The organism is Campylobacter showae CSUNSWCD, from assembly GCF_000313615.1.
In the GTDB taxonomy this organism is placed as follows: domain Bacteria; phylum Campylobacterota; class Campylobacteria; order Campylobacterales; family Campylobacteraceae; genus Campylobacter_A; species Campylobacter_A showae_A.
The window spans coordinates 60,590-80,085 of record NZ_AMZQ01000010.1; the positions used below are offsets into that span (position 1 = coordinate 60,590).

The following is a 19,496-nucleotide window of genomic DNA, read 5'->3' on the forward strand; positions in this document are numbered from 1 at the left end:
CTGTTTATTGTCGTAACTTATTTTGCTTTTCGACTTTAAATTTTCAGATATTACTAAGAGATAAATTTGTATTTAAAGACGTAAATTTGTTTCAAATTTGAGCTATAGGCAAAGCTGTCAAATTCGCATCGCACTATCCAGTATGTACATTTTGCCAAATTTGCAAATTTACCGCTTCAAATTTAGCTCGGTCATACAATTTTGGCAAGTGGTGCCATGAATCATATTGCCGCAAATTTACGTTTTAAACTTTTAAATTTGCAACCCAGAAATTAGCGAAATTTGGAAAGAAACGACAACGCTACTCTAGATTTCGTTAAATTTTACTCTTTGTCCGTCAAAATTTGCACGATAGTTTCGGGCAAAACTTCATGCTCTATTGCGTGGATTTTTGCTTCAAATTCCTCAAGGCTCATCCCCGCGCTCTTTTCAAACGCGCGCTGAGCGATGATTTTGCCGCCGTCTAGCTCCTCGCTCACCCAGTGCACGCTCACGCCGCCCACCTTCATATCGCTCTCAAAGCTCTCTTTTATCGCGTGCGCGCCCTTAAAAAGCGGCAGTAGCGACGGGTGTAAATTTATCGCGCGAACTTGGCTTGTAAAAACGGGCGTGAGGATACGCATAAAGCCTGCAAGCACCGTTAAATCGACGTTTGCGTGCTTGATTTCCTCTACGACCGCGGCGTCAAATTCCTCTCTCGAGGTAAAATTAACGTGCTCGATGACGACGCTTTTTAGGCCGTATTTCGCGGCTTTTGCGATGCCGCCTGCGTTAGCTTTATTTGTTAGCGTTAGCGCGACTTCGATCCTAGTTTCGCCAAAAACTTTGCCGTGCAGCCCCTCTAAAATCGCCTCTAAATTCGAGCCGCCGCCGCTAAATAAAACCGCTATTTTTTTCGTAAGCATTTGAGTCCTTTGATGACGTCCGCGGCCGTGAGCGCGTAGTCGTTGATTTTGATTTTGCGAGCGGCTAGAGCGTGAGCTAGCGTACCCGAGATCGCGGCATTTAGCGGGCTATAACCCTGCGCGAGTAGCCCCGCAACGATACCGCTTAGCGCGTCTCCGCTACCGCCTTTTGCGAGCGCAGCGCTACCCTGCGTCATGACGTAGACCTCGCCGCCTTGTGCGATTAGGGTGTTTGCACCTTTTAACACAAGCACGCATTTAAAATTTCTACTAAAAACTTGAGCGAGTTTGAAGCGATTTTTTTGCACTTCGCCGGCATCAAATTTGCCCAGATTAGCAAGCCCTAGCAAGCTCGCAAACTCTTTTGGATGTGGCGTTATCACGACTTTTTCGCTGTTTAAAAGCCCAAGCGTGCGCGGCTCGTAGCAAAGATCGGCGTCGATAACGAGCGCATCTTTTGTTTTTAGCTCGCTAAAAAGCTCGTCTTTTTGCGCCTTACTAAGCTCGCCAAGCCCCATGCCGACGGCACCGACTCGCATTTTTGACGTTATGCGCGCGCTTTGCATCAAAACGGGCTCGAGGTCTAAATTTTCGCCCACGACGCTAACGAGTCCCGCACCGATAGTTAGTGCGGCAAGTCCCGCTATACGCGCCGCTCCGACCTTTTCGCCGCTAACGATAAACACGTGGCCAAAGTCGCCCTTGTTAGCGTTTTGCTTTACGCGAAACGGTAAATTTAAATCGCTCTTGCCAAGCTTATAAAAGCTCGTCTGCGTCTCGTAAAGCTCACGCGAGAAGCCTAAATTTGCGACTTTTACGCACCCGACGAAATCCTTTGCAAAATCGCTATAAAGCGCGAGTTTTAGCGCGCCCATCGTCACGGTCGTATCCGCCTTAAAGACCGCGCCTTGCGATAAACCGTTTTTATCGAGTCCGCTCGGGATGTCGCAGGCGAGCTTGTAGCCGGGTTTTGCGTTTAGTAGATTTATCAAATTTATCGTTCGCTCGTCTAGCTCGCGGCTAAGCCCCGTACCAAAAATCCCATCGATGATGCAGTCAAATTCGCCGCTTTCCGTCAAATTTGAGATCAAATTTACGCCGCATTTTAGCGCCCTAGTTAGCTCGGTTTTTGAGGTTTCGTTTTGTTTGTCGCTGGCTAAAAATGCGAAACAATCAAATTTGCCGCCCAAAAGTCTAAGCGCGGCGAGCACGTCTGCACCGTTGTTTCCGCTGCCGACTACGCCTAAAATTTTACCGCGCTTGGTCGATGATTTTTTAAACCTAGTTCGCACGACATTAGCTAACGCGTTAGCGGCGTTTTGCATCAAAACTTCGGTGCTAAGCCCAAACTCGCTCACGGCTCTAGCGTCAAGCTCCGCCGTATCCCAAAATAGCTTTTTCATGCGCCCTCCTGCTTCACTCGGTAGCTCAAAGCCTCCAAAATATGCGGCTTTTTGATTATGCGCGAGCCCTCGATGTCAGCGATCGTGCGGGCGACTTTTAGGGTTTTATTAATAGCGCGGCGGCTGAGTGAAAATCTCTGCGTCGCATTATCTAGCACGCCGCTCGCCTCGTCGTCGCAAATGCAAAATTTGGCTATCTCTTCGTCGTCAAGCTTGCCGTTTAGCTCGCTTTGAGAGCGCGAGATTTGCGCCTCAAATACGCGCAGCACGGTCTGCCACATCGATTCGCTCGTGACATCGCTCTTGTCGCTCGCGGCCACCTCATCCATCTGTACGTGAAGGTCGATGCGGTCTAGTATGGGTGCCGAAATACGCGATTTATAGCGCTTGATCTCGAGCTCCGAGCATTTGCACTCTAGATTTTTTGAGAGTAGATTACCGCATGGGCACGGGTTCATCGCGGCTACGAACATAAATTTGGTCTCATACGTGATTTTTGAGTTTACCCGCGAAATGTTGATTTTATAGTCCTCCAGCGGCTCGCGCAGGCTCTCTAAAATTTGCGGCGCAAAGTGCGGAAGCTCGTCGAAAAAAAGTATCCCGCCGTTGGCCAGCCCAACCTCGCCGATCCTAGCTGCGCTCGATCCGCCGCCAAATATCGAGCTGCGCGTGCTCGTATGATGGGGCGAACGAAAGGCGCGGAGTGCAGAAAATTCGCTCTCCTGTTGATTTAGCGAACTATAGGCGCAGCTGAGCAAAATTTCATCTAAGCTTTGCGGTGGCAAAATGTATCGCAGGCGCTTGGCGCTCATGCTTTTGCCGCATCCCGGGCTTCCCTCAAAGATAATATTATGCATACCGCAAGCGGCCACCAGGCAGGCTCTTTTTGCCCTACTCTGGCCTTTAACGTCGCTAAAATTTAGCTCGAAATTTTGATTTTTTACGAAGCTTTTTTCGCCGATTTTGATTAAATTTGAAAAAAGCGGATGAATGGCGCCGACTTTGCGCGAGGCGGCGAATTCGGGCTCGAGGAAAAATTTGATCGCCTCGGCCAAATTTGAAACGGCGTAAATTTCTAAATTCGGTATGGCGCCCGCTTTTTGCGCTATCTCTTGCGGGATCAGCACGCGAGAACTCGGCGCCTTCGCGCTCAAAAAAAGCAAGATAGAAAAAAGGCTCGCTGTACTTTTGACGCCGCCGTCTAGCCCCAGCTCGCCGAACACAAAAATCGGCTCAAAGTCGCGCTCTTTTTGCAAAGCAATTAAAAGCGCGATGGGTAGGTCGAAGTGGCTACCGGATTTTGGCATGTCGGATGGGGATAAATTTATGATGATTTTTTGCGCTGGAAAGGAGAAATTTAACGATAAAAGCGCTGATTTTACGCGCTCGGCACTCTCTTTTATCGAGGCTCCCGCAAGACCAACGATATTAAGTGCGGGCAAACCGCGATTAAAGCTGGACTCGACGTCCACAAGCCGCAATTCGTCATTATAAGTGGCGCATTTTAGGGCTTTCATGCGTTTTTTTGCTTTTTATACTCTTTGTCGAATTTTTTGCGTTTGTTGTAGCCGATACGCTCGATAAAAAGATGTCCGTCGAGATGATCCATCTCGTGCTGGATCGCGACCGACAAAAGCCCGTCCGCCTCGAGCTCTTGGCGCTTGCCGAAGCGGTCTTGATACTCAAGCGTTATAAACTCGGCTCTTTTTACGTCCTCGTAGTATCCAGGTACGCTTAGGCAGCCTTCTTGGTAGATTATCTCGCCCTCTTTGCGCAAAATTTTAGGATTTATGATTTCTAGCAGATCCTCTTTGCGCTGCTCTTTGCTCTCTTCGTCGACTAAATTTACGATCAAAATTCGCTTAGCCTCGCCCGTCTGGATAGCAGCTAGTCCGATGCCGTTTTTAGCGATCATAGTCTCATACATATCGTCTAAAAATTTATGCAAATTTTCGTCAAAAACTTTAACTTCAAGCGATTTGACGAAAAGTTTTTTGTTCGGATAGGTTAGGATTTCTAGTATCATTTTTCAGTCTTGTCCTCTAGTACCAAAAAGTGTTCGCCGTCTCTGCCGGTGTTTACAAGCGAATCAAGCGCCAAAGATAGCATCTCTTCGATAGTTTTTGTCATGTTTAGATCAAAAGTAACGACCTCCATATCAAACTCGTATTTCTCGCCGTTTAGCATAAAAGAAGTGTCGTAAAACATATCGGTTATACGTTTGCAGGCTTTTTGCGCGCCGCTTATGTCGGTATGTTTCATCAGCATAGCAAAACATCCTCCGCCGTAGTGCGACAAGATATCGCTGCGCCTCGATGTACGAAGCAACATGCGAGATATATTTTTTAAAACGGCCAACTTGCCTTTTGATCCGATACCGTCCAGCGCGCTATCCTTTGGTTTTAGTAGCATCACAGAGGATTTATAGTCGTATTTTTTTATATTTTCAGACTCGATACCGAGCGTCTTGAGGAAAAATTTTCTGTTATACACGTCAAATTTTTCATCATATATAGACTGCTCTTCAACTAGTTTGAAAACTTTTCCAATCTCCTCATAACTAGTTTTTATCACCTCAACGTGTTTATCCATTAGCGAATTTAGTCTATTTAGGTCTTCGTTAAAAGAGTTAAAGACGCTTTGTATCGTGATCAAATTTACATTTGGATCTAGGCTTTCCGAGCGTTTTTTGATGATAGTTTTTAAAACTCCCAAATTTTTATATATGAGAGCGACAGCTTGTAACATGCTTTTTATTTGCATAAAGCTATTTTTTACTTCGCGCTCTATATTTATTTGTCTATCGTCCTCGAGTCTGCCGACCTCGTCCTCGATCTTTATGATCTCGCCTACTTTTTTCTTAAACTCATCGGACTGTTTTTCGAGCATCTTTTCAAAAAAAACGGTGTAGTTTTTAGGGATTGACGGAATATTTTCCTCGGCTAACTCCCTAATGATAGCCTCAGAAAAGCTATAGATATTAAAACTACTATCTACAGCTTTTTCATCATCTTTTTTTACTACTTCGGTCTCGTTTTTTTTGTTATCCAACTTTATCAAAATCTACTCTTTACTTAAAGCTCTTCTCTAAAACTTTATCTATAAGCCCGTATTCTTTGGCTTCGGCAGAACTCATGAAAAAGTCCCTGTCGGTATCTTTTTGGATTTTGGCTAGTTTTTGACCCGTATTTTTAGCTAGGATAGCGTTTAAAATTTCTTTCATACGCAAGATTTCCTTCGCCTGGATCTCTATATCCGTCGCCTGTCCGCGCGCGCCGCCTAAAGGCTGGTGGATCATGATGCGCGAATTTGGCAACGCATAACGCTTGCCCTGCGCGCCGCAGCTAAGTAAAAACGCGCCCATAGACGCCGCCTGACCTATACAGATCGTGCAGACGTCGGGCTTGATGTAGTTCATCGTATCGTAAATGCTAAATCCGCTCGTTATCACGCCGCCAGGACTGTTTATATATAGATATATGTCTTTGTCCGGATCTTCAGCCTCTAAAAACAGCATCTGAGCCACGATCGCAGAGGCCATGCCGTCCTCGATCTCGCCGCTAAGCATTATTATGCGGTCTTTTAGCAGGCGCGAGTAGATGTCGTAGCTTCTCTCGCCCTTACTCGTACGCTCGATGACGTAGGGGATGTAGTAGCTCATTACTCCGCCTTTTTCTCTTTCTTATCGCTCTTTAGCGTAAACATCTCGTTAAATAGCTTCTCCTCGATCATCGACATTTTGATCGCAGGCAAAATTCCTTGGTTTTTGTAGTTTTCAAGGTGCTGCTTAGGATCTACGCCCGAGCGATACGCCTCGAAATACACCGCTTGGATCAGCTCTTGGTCGCTTACTTTGATATCTCTGCGGCGCGCTAGTTCGTCTATTATAAACGTTAGCTTCACACTTTTTACGGCGTCGTCGCGGTATGTCTCGCGCTGCTTAGTTAGAGCGTCTTTATCCTCTCTAAATTTGGCCATCTGCTCAGGCGTAAAGCTACTCCAAGCGCTGCGGAATTGCATATCCATCTCTTGCTCTACGATGTTTTTTGGCACATCGAAGTTAAATTTAGCCACGATCGCGTCGGCAAATTTAGGCTTTAGCTCCTCGTTTACGTTTTTAGCGTGCTTCTCGGCTTTAATCTGCTCTTTTAGTCTCTCTTCAAACAGCTCGACGCTTACCTTTTCCTCGCCCGGCATGATGCGTTTTAGCGTCTCTTCGTCGATCTCTTCAGGCACTTTTTTACCTTGGATTTCGTGTAGTTTTACTTTAAACGTCGCGTCTTTGCCCGCAAGGTGCGCGGCGCCGTACTCGGCCGGAAATTTAACCTTCACATCACGCTCTTCGCCAACTTTTAGCCCGATCATACCGTCCTCAAAGCCTGGTATAAACTGACCTGAGCCGATTTCTAGTAGGTAGTTTTCAGCTTTGCCGCCCTCAAAGGCAACGCCGTCTACGAAGCCCTCGAAGTCAAATTTAGCAAAATCGCCCTTTTCAAGTGCGGCTTTTTCTATTTTTTCTAGCGGAGCCATCATTTTCAAAATTTCATTTTTTCTCTCGTCGATCTCTTTTTTAGTTACGCGCGGAGTGGTGACGCTTTCTATCAGCTCCTCGTAGCCGTCGATGTTTATAACGGGTTTAAACGAAAGCTCGATCTCAGCGTCTATCTCGTTCTCGCTTCTATCAAATTTAGTCACGATCGGCTCGCCGATAACCTCTTCAAATTTTCTATTTAGCTCTTTTAGTCCAGCGTCTATCACGTCTTTTAGCGCGTCTTGCTCGGCATCGGCTGTTAGTTCTTTTTCGTAACGTTTTAGAACTACGTTCACGGGCACTTTGCCCGCTCTAAATCCGTCTATTTTCATATTTTTCGCAGCTTTTTTAGCAGCGTTTTCGAGTTTGGATTTTACGTCCGCGCTCGGTATTTTCGCACTTAGCGAAGCGTTTACGGCGTCGATCGCCTTGGTTTTGATTTGCATTAAATTCCTTTAAAAAATAAAAATTTCCTAGAGTGTAGCAAAATTTTCCTTATTCATAGTATAAATTTAAGCGCGCGAAAGGCGAATTTAAGTAAAATCGTTTATCAAAATTTAAATAGCGAAATGAATCAGGAACGCAAATGCAAGAAAATTTAAAAAATGAGAATTTAAAAAAAGAAAAGTTTGAAAGCTGCGTCGAGCAGATGCTAAATTTAGTCGGCGAAGACCCACACAGAGAGGGGCTGGTTAAAACTCCCGAGCGCGTTTTTAAAGCTTATGAGTTTTTAACGAGCGGCTACTCGCAAAACCCAAAAGTCGTACTAAACGACGCGCTATTTGACAGCTCGAATAACGAAATGGTGCTCGTGCGCGATATCGAATTTTACAGCCTTTGCGAGCATCATTTGTTGCCGTTTTTCGGGCGCGTGCACGTAGCCTACATCCCAAATCACAAGGTCGTGGGCCTTAGCAAAATCCCACGCATGGTAAATATATTTGCTCGCCGCCTGCAGATCCAAGAGCAGCTCACCGAGCAAATCGCCGAAGCTGTGCAAGACGTCATCAAGCCAAAAGGCGTGGGTGTCGTCATCGAGGCGCGCCACATGTGCGTGGAGATGCGAGGCGTGGGCAAGATCAACTCGACCACTACTACGTCGGCTCTGCGGGGCTGCTTTTTAAAGAGTAGCGAGACTAGACGCGAGTTTTTCTCCCTCATAAATTCGCACAAAGAAGTGAGATTTTAGTGAATTTAGATAGCTTAAAATCAAAGCTGGGGGCAAATTTATCTCTCTCTAGCGTCTTTGGCGTGATAGAACGAATTTCTGCTACGACGATAGAGATCTCTGGCCTTCGCCCCAGTATCGGCGACATCGTGCAAATTTGCGCTAAAGACAAGAGTAAAAGCGGGCTGGCGATGGTGACCGAGGTGCGGCAAAATACCGCGCTCATCTCGCCCTTTGGCTTTGTAGAAGGCTATAAGATCGGCGACTTCGTCTATCAAAGCGACCAAGGTATGAAAATCCCCGTCGGCGACGCTCTTTTGGGGCGCGTAGTGGATCCTTTTATGAATCCAAAAGACGGCAAAGGCGCGATCGCCGCGACCGAGTACGCTCCGATAATGCGCGCTCCGATCGATGCGATGAAGCGCGGACTAATAGATGAAATTTTTAGCGTCGGGGTTAAAAGCATAGACGGACTGCTAACCTGCGGTAAAGGCCAAAAACTTGGCATTTTCGCGGGCTCTGGCGTGGGTAAAAGTACACTTATGGGCATGATCGTCAAAAACTCGCAAGCTCCGATCAAGGTAGTCGCCCTAATCGGCGAGCGCGGCCGCGAGGTGCCGGAGTTTATCGAGAAAAATTTGCACGGCGATCTAAGCGGCACCGTCGTCATCGTAGCCACTAGCGACGATAGCCCGCTGATGCGAAAATACGGCGCCTTTTGCGCTATGAGCGTGGCAGAATACTTCAAAAACCAAGGCAAAGACGTGCTTTTCATCATGGATAGCGTGACGAGATTTGCCATGGCGCAACGAGAGATCGGGCTGGCGCTGGGCGAACCGCCGACGTCCAAGGGCTACCCGCCATCCGTACTCACCCTACTGCCTCAACTGATGGAGCGCGCGGGCAAAGAGGAAGGCAAGGGCAGCATAACGGCCTTTTTTACCGTGCTAGTCGACGGCGACGATATGAGCGATCCGATAGCCGACCAGAGCCGCTCGATCCTAGACGGCCACATCGTGCTTAGCCGCGAGATGACAGACTTTGGCATCTACCCGCCTATAAACATCCTAAACTCCGCCTCGCGCGTGATGAGCGACATCGCGAGCAAAGAGCACAGAGCAAACGCCGCCAAGCTAAAGCGCCTCTACTCGCTTCTAAAAGAAAACGAAGTCCTGCTACGCATCGGCGCGTATCAAAAGGGCAGCGACAAAGAGCTAGACCTCGCGATCTCGAAAAAAGAATTTATAGATAACTTCCTAAAACAAGACGCCGAAGAGGGCTTTAGCTTCGAGCAGACGCAGGAGCTGCTAAGCGGGATAAACTAGTCAAATTTAGGCTTTTCGGGCAAATTTGGTGCACGATTTATCCTGCCGGTTCTTAAATTTGACGAGTTAAATTTAAGCCAAATATTTTTATCGCGCGGCGCACAAAGGATCAAATTTGAGCAGAAACTACGACGAAAATCCGCTGATTTTACAGGACGATTTTTACCGCATCGCGGCCGGCTGCGCCTTCTTATTTAGCATCAATCTTCTTATGACGTTTTTTATATTTTTTAGCGGCATGGTAGATTGGCAAAGCGGCTCATTTTGGGAAGTTTTTAGGGCAGAGGCAATGCGAGACCCTAGGTTTGCTTCGATGTTTGGTAGCGGTATTCTTATGAATATTTTAGCCGCCGCCGACCTAATCAAAAAACTCAAAAATCCCTCGCTCGTTTACCTTTACGAAGATAAAATTTTCCAAACCAAAAAGGGAGTAACGATAAATTTGACGGATGTCCGCGAAATGCGAAAATCGCCCTATCAAATTTTAGGAACGATACCGAAAAATCCGCTTTCCTCGATAGTGATCCCGTTTATGTTCGTCTTGGCCGCATTTGTTTTTTATGCACTGATTTTTTTCGCCAAATGCGTGCTCAGAGCCTTTGACAAAGACGTAAATTTAAGCTACTTTTGCAACCTTGCCCTGTTTAGCCAAACGAGCGTTATAAATATTTATTTCATCTCAAAATCAGACTACGCCGCGGTGCGGGAGTATTTTAGGGCGAAACTGGGCTCCGATATCGCGGACGCGCATTGGACGATCAAATTTTACGATGCCAGAAACATTCAACAGATTTAAATTTGACGCCTGCTCTCGTCTTTATCACGCGTCAAATTTAACTGAGCAAAGATACAAATTTATCCCGAGTCGGTGCAAAATTTGGATTATTTTCGCCAAATTTTCACTCAAGATGCGAAAATTTTAATTTTTAAATTTTCTAAAACCTTAAGAAATCAAACTAAATTTAGGATATATTTTATCTTTTTATCTCAAATTTGACCGAAAGGACGATGTTTTGCTTATTTGATAAGGAAATTCAATATATAAACTCTATCAAAAACCGCTTAAATTTGAAAAAACTAAGCTAAAATTTTAATCAAAAATTTATAAAATTTGTTATATTATCGTCGCGAAAATAAAAGGGATAAAATATATCCTAATTGATAAAGGTCAAGCGTGAGAGTATATCTAGACAACAATGCCACGACGATGGTCGATCCCGAAGCTTTCGAGCTTATGAAGCCGTTTTTTTATGAAAAATACGGCAACCCAAACTCGCTTCATAAATTTGGCTCCGAGACGCACCCTGCGCTTCGCCGCGCGATGGATCAGCTCTATGCTGGCATAAACGCGAGCGATAACGACGATATCGTGGTAACAAGCTGTGCCACCGAGAGCAATAACTGGGTGGCTAAGGGTGTATTTTTCGATCATATATTAAATAAAGAAAAGGATCACGTCGTAATTAGCGCCGTCGAGCACCCGGCGATCTCGGCGACATTTGAGTTTCTCAAAAAATACGGCGTGCGCGTGAGCTACGTACCCGTAAACGAAAACGGCTTGCTCGATCCAAACGACCTAAGAAAGCTCATCGACGACAAAACCGCGCTCGTTAGCATCATGTGGGCAAATAACGAAACAGGCACTATTTTCCCGATAAAAGAGTGCGCGGCGATCGCTCACGAGCACGGTGCGCTATTTCACACCGATGCGACGCAAACCGTGGGCAAGATCAAGATAAACGTGCGCGAGATGGGCATGGACTTTATGAGCTTTTCGGCGCATAAATTTCACGGACCAAAGGGCGTAGGCGGCCTATACATCAAGGATTCGCAAAAGCTAACTAGTCTGCTTCACGGCGGCGAGCACATGGGCGGCAGACGTAGCGGAACGCTCGATGTCGCGGGTATCGTCGGTATGGCGCAAGCGCTGGAAAACAGCAACAAACTAATCGAGTTTGAAAATTTGCACGTTAGACGCCTGCGCGATAAGCTCGAGGATGCGCTGCTGCAGCTACCAGACGTCTCGGTCGTGGGGGAGCGCGCTCACAGGTTACCAAACACCATCCTGGCGGCCATAAAAGGCGTCGAGGGCGAGGCGATGCTATGGGATCTAAATCAGGCCGGTATCGCGGCATCTACAGGCTCGGCGTGCGCATCCGAGACACTAGAGAGCAACCCGATAATGGAAGCCATCGGAGCTAGTAGCGATCTGGCGCATACGGCGCTAAGACTGTCGCTGTCGAGGTTTAATACCGAAGAAGAGATCGACTACGCGATAGAGCATATCAAAAAGGCGGTGGTGAGGTTGCGAGCTATTTCAAGCACGTACGCTTACAACCCTAACGGCAAGTAACGGCTTGCCTTTTGAGCGCCTTTGAATGAGTTTAAAATTTTCGCCCTGTGGCAGACTATATGTCTAGCCTTGGGACGGAAATTTCAGCACAACATTCAAATTCATCTCAAAACAAGCGTAGCGTTTTTGCGAAGCAAAATGTTTCTACAAAATACTTCGCCTTAATGTTTTGCGGTCAAATTTGAAGTTAAATTTAATTGAAATTTGAGCCTAAAAAGTCCAAATTTGAGTTAAATTTAAAAGGAAGCAGGCGGCAGTATTTTTGGTTTAGACGAGGCAAAATCGACCGAAGCAAGGGCGCGGACTAGTCGTCCGTAACCGCAGCTGAGCGAGATTTTAACGAAGTATAAAGCAAAAAGACAACGCCTCTAAAAAGGAAATAAAATGGCAAAAAATAATTTAATAGGCGGCTCCATCTGGGACGAATACTCCCAAAACGTCCAAGACCGCATGAACAACCCCAAATTTATGGGCGAGATCACCGAGGACGAGGCAAAAGCAAGAGGCGGTAAGCTCATCGTGGCGGACTTTGGCGCAGAGAGCTGCGGCGACGCAGTGAGGCTATATTGGCTCGTAGACGAGAAAACCGACCGCATTATGGACGCTAAATTTAAAAGCTTTGGCTGCGGCACGGCAGTGGCGAGCTCTGATACGATGGCTGAGCTTTGCGTCGGCAAGACCGTGGACGAAGCGGTCAAAATCACCAACATCGACGTGGAAAAAGCCATGCGCGATACCCCGGACGTCCCTGCCGTCCCGCCGCAAAAGATGCACTGCTCGGTCATGGCCTACGACGTCATCAAGGCCGCCGCAGCGCAGTACAAGGGCGTGGATCCTGAGCATTTCGAAGACGAGATCATCGTGTGCGAGTGCGCGCGCGTGAGCCTAGGCACGATCAAAGAGGTCATCCGCCTAAACGACCTACACACGGTCGAGGAGATCACGCAATACACCAAAGCAGGCGCCTTTTGCAAGTCCTGCGTGCGCCCGGGCGGACACGAAAAGCGCGAGTATTATCTCGTGGACATCCTCGCAGACACCAGAGCCGAGATGGAGCAGGAGAAAAAGCAGGCCGTCATCGACGCGCAGGTTTCTGGCAAATTTGACGACGTGAGCTTTGAGAGCATGACTGTCGTGGGCCAGCTAAAGGCCATCGAAAGCGTCATCGATAGAGAGATCCGCCCAATGCTGATGATGGACGGCGGCGACATGGAGATCCTCGATCTACAAAAAGACGCCGAGGGTAAATTTGACGTCTATATCCGCTATATGGGTGCTTGTAGCGGCTGCGCTAGCGGTGCGACCGGCACGCTATACGCGATCGAAAACGTGCTTCAAGAAAACCTCAGCCCAAATATCCGCGTCCTACCTATCTGATTTGCTTTAGACGGCAAATTTGACGCGACTTAGGGCTCAAATTTGATTAAATTCGGGCGGTTAATTTAGCCGCCCTGCTCTATTTTCACTCAAATTTAACCCAAAAAATGTTTGTCCCGAATTTCAACTTACGAAATTAAATTTTTCTACTTCATTTATCAAAATACCTAAAATTCCGATAATCGTTAATGTATGCGTTTTTAGTAATAAAGTTAAATTTTTGCATATTCGTTTTTTAAGTTTTATAAAAGTTTAAGTTGTTAATATTCGTCCAGATTTTAATACAAAATCAAATTTAATCACAAAGGAAAACGCAATGTTTAGCGCAAGAAATCAACTAGCCGCACAAATCACAGAGGTAAGAGAGGGAGCGGTAAACTCTCTAATCGTAGCAAAATTGCAAGGCGGAGAGACCGTAAAAGCAACCGTAACCGTAGATAGCCAAAAGGCTCTAGATCTAGTAGCGGGTAAAAAGGTGGTTTATCTATTTAAGGCTTCTTCTATCATAGTAGCTAAAGGCGATAACGGTCTAAAGCTAAGCGCTACTAACCAACTAAAAGGTAAGGTAGTAAAAGTAGTAGAGGGCGCAGTAAACGCTGAAGTAGATATCGAGATAGCAGGTGGCGATAAGCTAAGCGCTATCATCACTAACGAATCTGCTAAAAATCTAGCTCTAAAAGCGGGCGATGAAGTAACTGCTATAATCAAAGCTAGCCACATCATCATAGGTGCTTAATTCTTTTACATAGCGAGCGCTTTATGGCGCTCGCTGAATTTTAAATTTGATCCGAATTCACCTTCGCTTTTTATTCAAATTTCACTTAAAATACCAAATCTATCCGCTCAAATTTAACCCCTGATTTTTCTTATTTAGTGCTTGTTTGTTCTTTATTTTTTCTTAAATATTTTGAAATATAATTCGCCTAATCATTATCAATATTAAGGAGAAAATTTTGAACGCTCACTGCAAATTTATAGGCTTATCTATGTGCCTTGCTTGCTCGCTCTACGCAGTCGATGCAAACCTCGGCGAGGTCACCGCATACGGTAAAGCCGACCTATCGACGACCGAGGGTACGGGCTCGTATACGACGGGAAATATGAGCACCGCCACGGGTCTAAATCTCAGTATCCGCGAGACTCCGCAATCAGTCTCCGTTGTCTCAAATCAGCTCATCAAAGACCTAAATTTAAAAGACGTCGATACGGCGATGAACTACGCGAGCGGCATCACGCTTTATCGCGACAGCGGGCGCGACCGCATCGTCTCTAGAGGATTTAACATCGACAACATCCAAGAAGACGGCGTCGCATCCTCAGTATCTATCACGGCTCAAGGTACACTTGGATTTTCAAAAGAATTTACGGATCTCGAGTTTTACGACCGCGTCGAGGTACTACGCGGCGTAGCGGGACTTACGCAGAGTAACGGCGAACCTGGTGGCACGGTAAATCTAGTCCGCAAGCGCCCCGGCGACGAGCTTGGAATAAATCTAGGGCTAAGTATGGGCAGCTGGAACAACTACAGAGGCTCGTTTGACGTAACCAACGCGCTAAACACAGACGGCACGATCCGCGGTAGACTAATCGGAATCCTAAACAAAACAGGCTCGTTTAAAAACCACAAAAACGGTCACCGAGAGGCGCTGGGCAGTACGCTTGAGTTTGATCTCACTGATAAAACGATGCTAACTACCGGCCTCATCTGGCAAAGAACGATCGGCGTCTACGATATCTACGGCGTACCGGCTAGCGATGCTGGCGGCAATCTTTTAAATTTGAGCCGCAAAAGCTATTTCGGTTCGAGCTGGGATAAAAGCGAATACGAGAAATTTAACGCCTTTACTGAGCTTTCGCATCAACTTAGCGACGATACGAAAATCTACGCCAAACTAAACTACACTAAAAGCGAAGGTATGTTTAAATTTGGCGCGATGGGCGGCACGAACCCATATAACGTCGCGATCGCAAGACCGACGCACAACTTGAGATTTAGAAAATACGACAATGAATCGGACGAGGTAAATTTGCAAATCGGCGCGGACGGCAAATACGAGCTTTTTGGGCGTAAGCACGAGTTTTTCGTAAACGGCTCGCTCTCTCGCGAGAAATTTACACGCCACGACAAATGGGCGCCAAACGCCAGCCTAAGCTCGCTTGGTATCGGGCTATATAACTGGAACGGCGCCGCGATAGCCGAGCCAAACTGGGACGGTAGCACGATAACGGATGACGACCTATACACGACTAAAATTTACCAGCGAGCATTTGGTATCGGCACGAGATATAACTTCACGGATGATTGGCACTTGCTAGTAGGCGGCAGATTTACCAGCGTAAAATACGACAAAAAATGGGACGACCTCAAAAACCACACGAGTAAAAAGACGCTAGATCTCACCAAAAATCATTTCGCGCCTTATGCGGGTCTTACTTGGGATTTTGCTAAAAATCACAGCTGGTATGTTAGCTACGCAGAGATCTTTAAGCCTCAAAGCGCGACGGACGCGAACAAAAACATCCTAAAACCGATCGTAGGCTACAACGTAGAAACCGGCGTAAAATCAGAGTACTTTGATGGCGCGCTAAACACAGCAGTCGCGCTATTTCAGGTAGTACAAGAAAACAGAGCCATCCAAGATCCGCTAAATACCGCCAACAGCATCGCCGAGGGCAAGGTGCGAAGCCGCGGCCTAGATCTTGAAATTTCAGGCGCGCTAACGGATAGGTGGAACCTCTTTGCTGGCTATACGTTTAACAAAAGCGTCTATATGAAAAGCGAGAAAAAGACCTCTACAAACGTAAACTACGACAAAGGCGCGAACGCAAAATCCTACGTACCTAAGCACTTGTTTAAAATTTACACCAGCTACGAGATACCGTTTTCTAGCAGCCAAAAGCTAAGCTTTGGCACCGGAGTTAGATGGCAGAGCGCGACTTCGGGCTTTTATCAAAACGTAGCCTACGTAGCGCCTACGCAAAAAGCATACGCGCTTTGGGATGCGAACGTAAACTACTTTTTCAACAAAAATTTCAGCCTCGGACTCGCGGTCAAAAACATAACCGACAAAAAGTATTTTATGAATACGCAAAACAGAACCGCCGGCATGAACAACTTCTACGGCGATCCGCGAAATTTCACGCTGACGTTTAACTATACGTATTAAAGAACTTTGCGGGATCAAATTTGCGTAAATTTCAGCTTTTTCGAAGCGGTAAATAAACATACCGCTTCGCGTTTTAAATTTGAACAAAGCAGGCCAAATTTAGGCTAATTTGCGCCGCATAAAAATCTCTGAACGTAAATTTATCGCTCGTAGCAGAGCGCAAAAACCAAACAAAAAGGCTAAATTTGCAGATTTTAAAGAAATTTTTCATCATCGCGAGCTGGTTTTGGACGGGTAAGCGCTCGCTAGTGGCGTGGGCGATGCTGGCCGTGACACTGGGGGCTAGCCTAGCCATCGTCAAGGTCGCGACGCTAATGAACGCTTGGGATAAAAAATTTTACGACGCGATCGAGAAATTTGAAAAAGATCTCATGCTCCCGCTTGTGGGCGAATTTCTCGCCTATACCGCCGTTATCGTGCTTTTTATCGTGATAGGAAACTGGTTTAAAAAGCTGCTCGTGATCTCGTGGCGCGAGAACCTAAGCGAAGAGATGGAAAATCTATGGCTAAAAAACGCAAATTTCTACCGATTGTCCGGCGCCGCTGGCTTTGATAACCCGGACCAGCGTATCGCCGAGGACAGCCTCCTGCTCGCCGACAAAAGCGTAAATCTCATAAAATCCATGGTTTATAACCTCTCCAAGCTTTTTGCTTTCACATTTATTCTTTGGGAAGCATCGAAGGTACTGCACTTTAGCGCGTTTGGCCGCGAGTTTGCGATAGAAGGCTTTTTGGTCTACGTCGCGCTCGTTTATACGCTTTTTAGCTCGCTAATAACCCACCTCATCGGCCGTAGCTTAAAGCGCCTAAACTACAAAAAACAGCAGGTTGAGGCCGACTACCGTGTAAATCTACTAATCACCCGCGAAAACGCTGAAGCCGTCGCGCTAATGAATGGTGCCGGCGCTGAAAAATCGCGCTTTAGAGCGAGTTTTAGCGAGGTCGTGCGCAACTGGCGTGTCATCATGAACGCCGAGTTTCGCCTAGAGTGCTTTTCGGCTAGCTACTTAAAAATCACGAATCTAATCCCCATTTTCGCCTGTTTGCCGCTTTATTTCGCGCGGGCGATGACGTTTGGCGACATGATGCGGGCGCGCTCGGCGTTTTATAGCGTGCAGGACGGCTTTGCGTGGTTTATGGACTACTATAAGCAGATCATGGAGTGGGCCGCGAGCGTGGAGCGCGTGTATAAATTCGTCGAGATCGCGCAGGCAGCGGACTCCAAGGTCAAATTTGGCGCTAAATTTAGCGGACAAAACAGCAACCTTGACGGAGTGAGCGAATCCGCCCAGGTAACGGCGGCAAATTTGGCGCAGGATAAATTTAAGAGCGTTAAATTTGACGAGAGTGGCGAACAAAACGAGCTAAAGTGCTCAAATTTGCAAATTTTTACCCCAAGCGGCGAAAAGCTGGTATGCGGGCTAAATTTAAACGTAAAAAGCGGCGAATGGACGCTACTGCGCGGAGCTAGCGGAACGGGCAAAAGCAGCGTGTTTAGGTATATCGCGGGCATCTGGGATCACGGCTCGGGTGAGGTTTGCGTGCCGTGCGGGACTATGGTCGTGCCGCAAAAGCCGTTTTTAGCGTGCATGAGCCTAAGGCGGCTTATCGCGTATCCTAGCGACTTACAAAGCGCAGACGCCGATTTTGAGGGGATCTTACGACGAGTGCGGCTAGAGAAATTTACCCCCGAGCTAGACGAAATCAAAGACTGGGGCAAGACTTTAAGCGGAGGCGAGGCGCAAAGGCTTGCATTTGCGAGGGTTTATTTTATGCAGCCTGTGTTTTTGCTGCTTGACGAGGCAACCTCGGCGCTTGATAGCGCACTGGCAAAAGAGCTTTTAACCGCCCTGAAGCGCGACTTTCCGCACCTTGGCGTACTCATGATCACGCACCAAGAGGAGCTTAAATTTATTTTTGACAAGGTTATCAATATCGGTCCTGTCAAGCAAATATAACCATCTACAGTTCAAATGAAGCAAGCTTGGCTTTACAAAAAAACGATAAAATTTTATACAAATTTATTAACAGAAGAAAAAATGAAAAAGATTTTATTTTCATTGGCTTTGGGTGCATTCGTGCTGGTCGGTTGCGGAAGCGACGAGGCAAAAACGCCTGAGGAATTAGGTGAAAAAGTCGTTAAAACCTTCAAAAATAATCCAGTCGATATGGCGTTTTTAGTTAAAACTGATAGCAAAGACGAGCAAGATAAAATAGCCAAAAAAATAGAAAAAGAGCTAGAAAATATTAAATCAGATAAGATACTTGATGCCTCTGTTTATAAAATAAACATGATAGACCATAAGCATGCCGAGCTTGTAATTGAAATAAAATTTGCAAGCGGAGAGAGAGCTCGTAAATATGCGATTGAAAAATTTGACGAGATTTGGTATTTAAAAAATCCACTTTAAAAAATTAATTCGGGAGCCAAATTGCTCCCAAAAATTATTTTAAAGCAACCTTTGCTTTTTAAGTCGTACGATAAAGCGTGAATAGCTAATGTTGTTTAGGCAGTATGCAACATTTATGGGCACTATCTGCAAGTGCGGCGGAAGTCGCTTTTATTGCGACGAGTTGACGTCGGCTGAGCTTGCTAGGATTGCGCCAAAATATAGTCCAAATAATCCCGCCAAAAAGTAAAACGTTAAAAGTTATGATTAAAATTGCGGTTATTTTTGAAATTTGAGCCCTTTCAAAAATATAAATTTAGCCGCCGTCTCGCTCGCGCCGAGCTCACGCTGCTTTTATGCCGCCGTTAAATTTAGCGCCTTTAAATTTTAGTTCGCCGCAAAATCTCTTGCCAAATTTCGCCTCGACGATGAGAACCAGCACGAAAAATATCTTTTCGTCATTTAAAAAAGCGATTTGGCGAAGGGTTTGATCGGCACTGTTAAATTTAACGCCGTTTTCGCGCAAGGTGCGGCAAAACTCGGCCTCGTCAAAGCCTAGTTTTTGCGAGATCTCAGCGATCGTGTATGGCTCGAGCGATGCGATGATGCGGTCCATGTTGCACATGCTCGGGTTTTTGCGGCGCGTGAGGATGTCTATGAATTCGTTTGCGAGCTTGATGAGCTTTTTCTTGCGATTTATCACATGCAAAACGGCTGCAAGCGCAACCAAAAAGCCCGCAAATTTATGCGCGCTCATCCAAAATTCGCCGTACCTTCCGAGCGCAAAATTTAGCCCCGAAAATGCGAGCAAACTAAGCCCCAAGATCAGCGCGCAAACCAGGCAAAATTTATAAACGATCTCAAATTTGAGCATAAA

General features: G+C 46.3%; 17 protein-coding genes. 9 read left to right on the forward strand and 8 right to left on the reverse strand.

Features of this window, described 5'->3' with window-relative positions; genetic code table 11:
* Positions 1-323: 323 nt before the first annotated feature.
* The 7 genes from purN to tig are packed head-to-tail and all read right to left on the reverse strand — an operon-like array spanning position 324 to position 7,285.
* Positions 324-905, reverse strand: coding sequence for a phosphoribosylglycinamide formyltransferase (purN, locus tag CSUNSWCD_RS07805; protein ID WP_009495507.1), 582 nt, complete (start codon positions 903-905; stop codon positions 324-326).
* Positions 887-2,308 carry a bifunctional ADP-dependent NAD(P)H-hydrate dehydratase/NAD(P)H-hydrate epimerase gene (locus CSUNSWCD_RS07810; RefSeq protein WP_009495508.1) on the reverse strand — a complete coding sequence of 474 codons (1,422 nt, stop codon included), beginning with the start codon at positions 2,306-2,308 and terminating at the stop codon, positions 887-889. The genes purN and CSUNSWCD_RS07810 overlap by 19 nt, the downstream gene beginning before the upstream one ends.
* The gene (locus CSUNSWCD_RS07815; protein WP_009495510.1) at positions 2,305-3,825 is read right to left on the reverse strand and encodes a YifB family Mg chelatase-like AAA ATPase; all 1,521 of its coding nucleotides are present in this window, start codon (positions 3,823-3,825) and stop codon (positions 2,305-2,307) included. The genes CSUNSWCD_RS07810 and CSUNSWCD_RS07815 overlap by 4 nt, the downstream gene beginning before the upstream one ends.
* On the reverse strand, positions 3,822-4,334 hold the full coding sequence (def, locus tag CSUNSWCD_RS07820; protein WP_009495513.1) for a peptide deformylase: 513 nt from the start codon (positions 4,332-4,334) through the stop codon (positions 3,822-3,824). The genes CSUNSWCD_RS07815 and def overlap by 4 nt, the downstream gene beginning before the upstream one ends.
* Positions 4,331-5,368, reverse strand: coding sequence for a GGDEF domain-containing protein (locus CSUNSWCD_RS07825; protein WP_034964649.1), 1,038 nt, complete (start codon positions 5,366-5,368; stop codon positions 4,331-4,333). Before CSUNSWCD_RS07825 ends, def begins: the two co-directional genes overlap by 4 nt.
* 10 nt (positions 5,369-5,378) lie before the next feature.
* Positions 5,379-5,969 (reverse strand): ATP-dependent Clp endopeptidase proteolytic subunit ClpP, encoded by a 591-nt coding sequence (gene clpP / locus CSUNSWCD_RS07830; RefSeq protein WP_002949394.1) that lies wholly within the window; start codon positions 5,967-5,969, stop codon positions 5,379-5,381.
* Positions 5,969-7,285, reverse strand: coding sequence for a trigger factor (tig, locus tag CSUNSWCD_RS07835; protein WP_009495518.1), 1,317 nt, complete (start codon positions 7,283-7,285; stop codon positions 5,969-5,971). The genes clpP and tig overlap by 1 nt, the downstream gene beginning before the upstream one ends.
* 140 nt (positions 7,286-7,425) lie before the next feature.
* On the opposite strand from tig, the gene folE reads away from it, so the two are divergent.
* The 9 genes from folE (at position 7,426) to CSUNSWCD_RS07880 (ending at position 18,640) form a co-directional block, all read left to right on the forward strand.
* Entirely contained in the window at positions 7,426-8,028 is a 603-nt protein-coding gene (gene folE / locus CSUNSWCD_RS07840) for a GTP cyclohydrolase I FolE (RefSeq protein WP_009495520.1), read from the forward strand.
* Entirely contained in the window at positions 8,028-9,332 is a 1,305-nt protein-coding gene (gene fliI / locus CSUNSWCD_RS07845) for a flagellar protein export ATPase FliI (protein ID WP_009495521.1), read from the forward strand. Before folE ends, fliI begins: the two co-directional genes overlap by 1 nt.
* Positions 9,333-9,447: 115 nt before the next feature.
* The gene (locus CSUNSWCD_RS07850; protein WP_009495523.1) at positions 9,448-10,128 is read left to right on the forward strand and encodes a hypothetical protein; all 681 of its coding nucleotides are present in this window, start codon (positions 9,448-9,450) and stop codon (positions 10,126-10,128) included.
* Positions 10,129-10,506: 378 nt separating this feature from the next.
* Positions 10,507-11,685, forward strand: coding sequence for a NifS family cysteine desulfurase (locus CSUNSWCD_RS07855; protein WP_009495530.1), 1,179 nt, complete (start codon positions 10,507-10,509; stop codon positions 11,683-11,685).
* A 384-nt stretch (positions 11,686-12,069) separates the two neighbouring features.
* Positions 12,070-13,062, forward strand: a complete 993-nt coding sequence (locus CSUNSWCD_RS07860; protein WP_009495533.1) for an iron-sulfur cluster assembly scaffold protein NifU — start codon at positions 12,070-12,072, stop codon at positions 13,060-13,062.
* Between the two features lie 316 nt (positions 13,063-13,378).
* A complete protein-coding gene (locus CSUNSWCD_RS07865) occupies positions 13,379-13,798 on the forward strand; it encodes a TOBE domain-containing protein (protein ID WP_009495535.1) in 420 nt (139 codons plus the stop codon).
* Between the two features lie 217 nt (positions 13,799-14,015).
* Positions 14,016-16,229, forward strand: a complete 2,214-nt coding sequence (locus tag CSUNSWCD_RS07870) for a TonB-dependent siderophore receptor (protein WP_009495537.1) — start codon at positions 14,016-14,018, stop codon at positions 16,227-16,229.
* Between the two features lie 185 nt (positions 16,230-16,414).
* Positions 16,415-18,187 carry an ABC transporter ATP-binding protein/permease gene (locus tag CSUNSWCD_RS07875; RefSeq protein ID WP_009495541.1) on the forward strand — a complete coding sequence of 591 codons (1,773 nt, stop codon included), beginning with the start codon at positions 16,415-16,417 and terminating at the stop codon, positions 18,185-18,187.
* Positions 18,188-18,268: 81 nt separating this feature from the next.
* Positions 18,269-18,640 carry a hypothetical protein gene (locus tag CSUNSWCD_RS07880; RefSeq protein WP_157788745.1) on the forward strand — a complete coding sequence of 124 codons (372 nt, stop codon included), beginning with the start codon at positions 18,269-18,271 and terminating at the stop codon, positions 18,638-18,640.
* 322 nt (positions 18,641-18,962) lie between these two features.
* Here the strand turns inward: CSUNSWCD_RS07880 and CSUNSWCD_RS07885 are convergent, their stop codons facing one another.
* Positions 18,963-19,493: a hypothetical protein gene (locus CSUNSWCD_RS07885; protein WP_009495557.1), complete on the reverse strand. Its 531-nt coding sequence runs from the start codon at positions 19,491-19,493 to the stop codon at positions 18,963-18,965.
* Positions 19,494-19,496 lie beyond the last annotated feature (3 nt).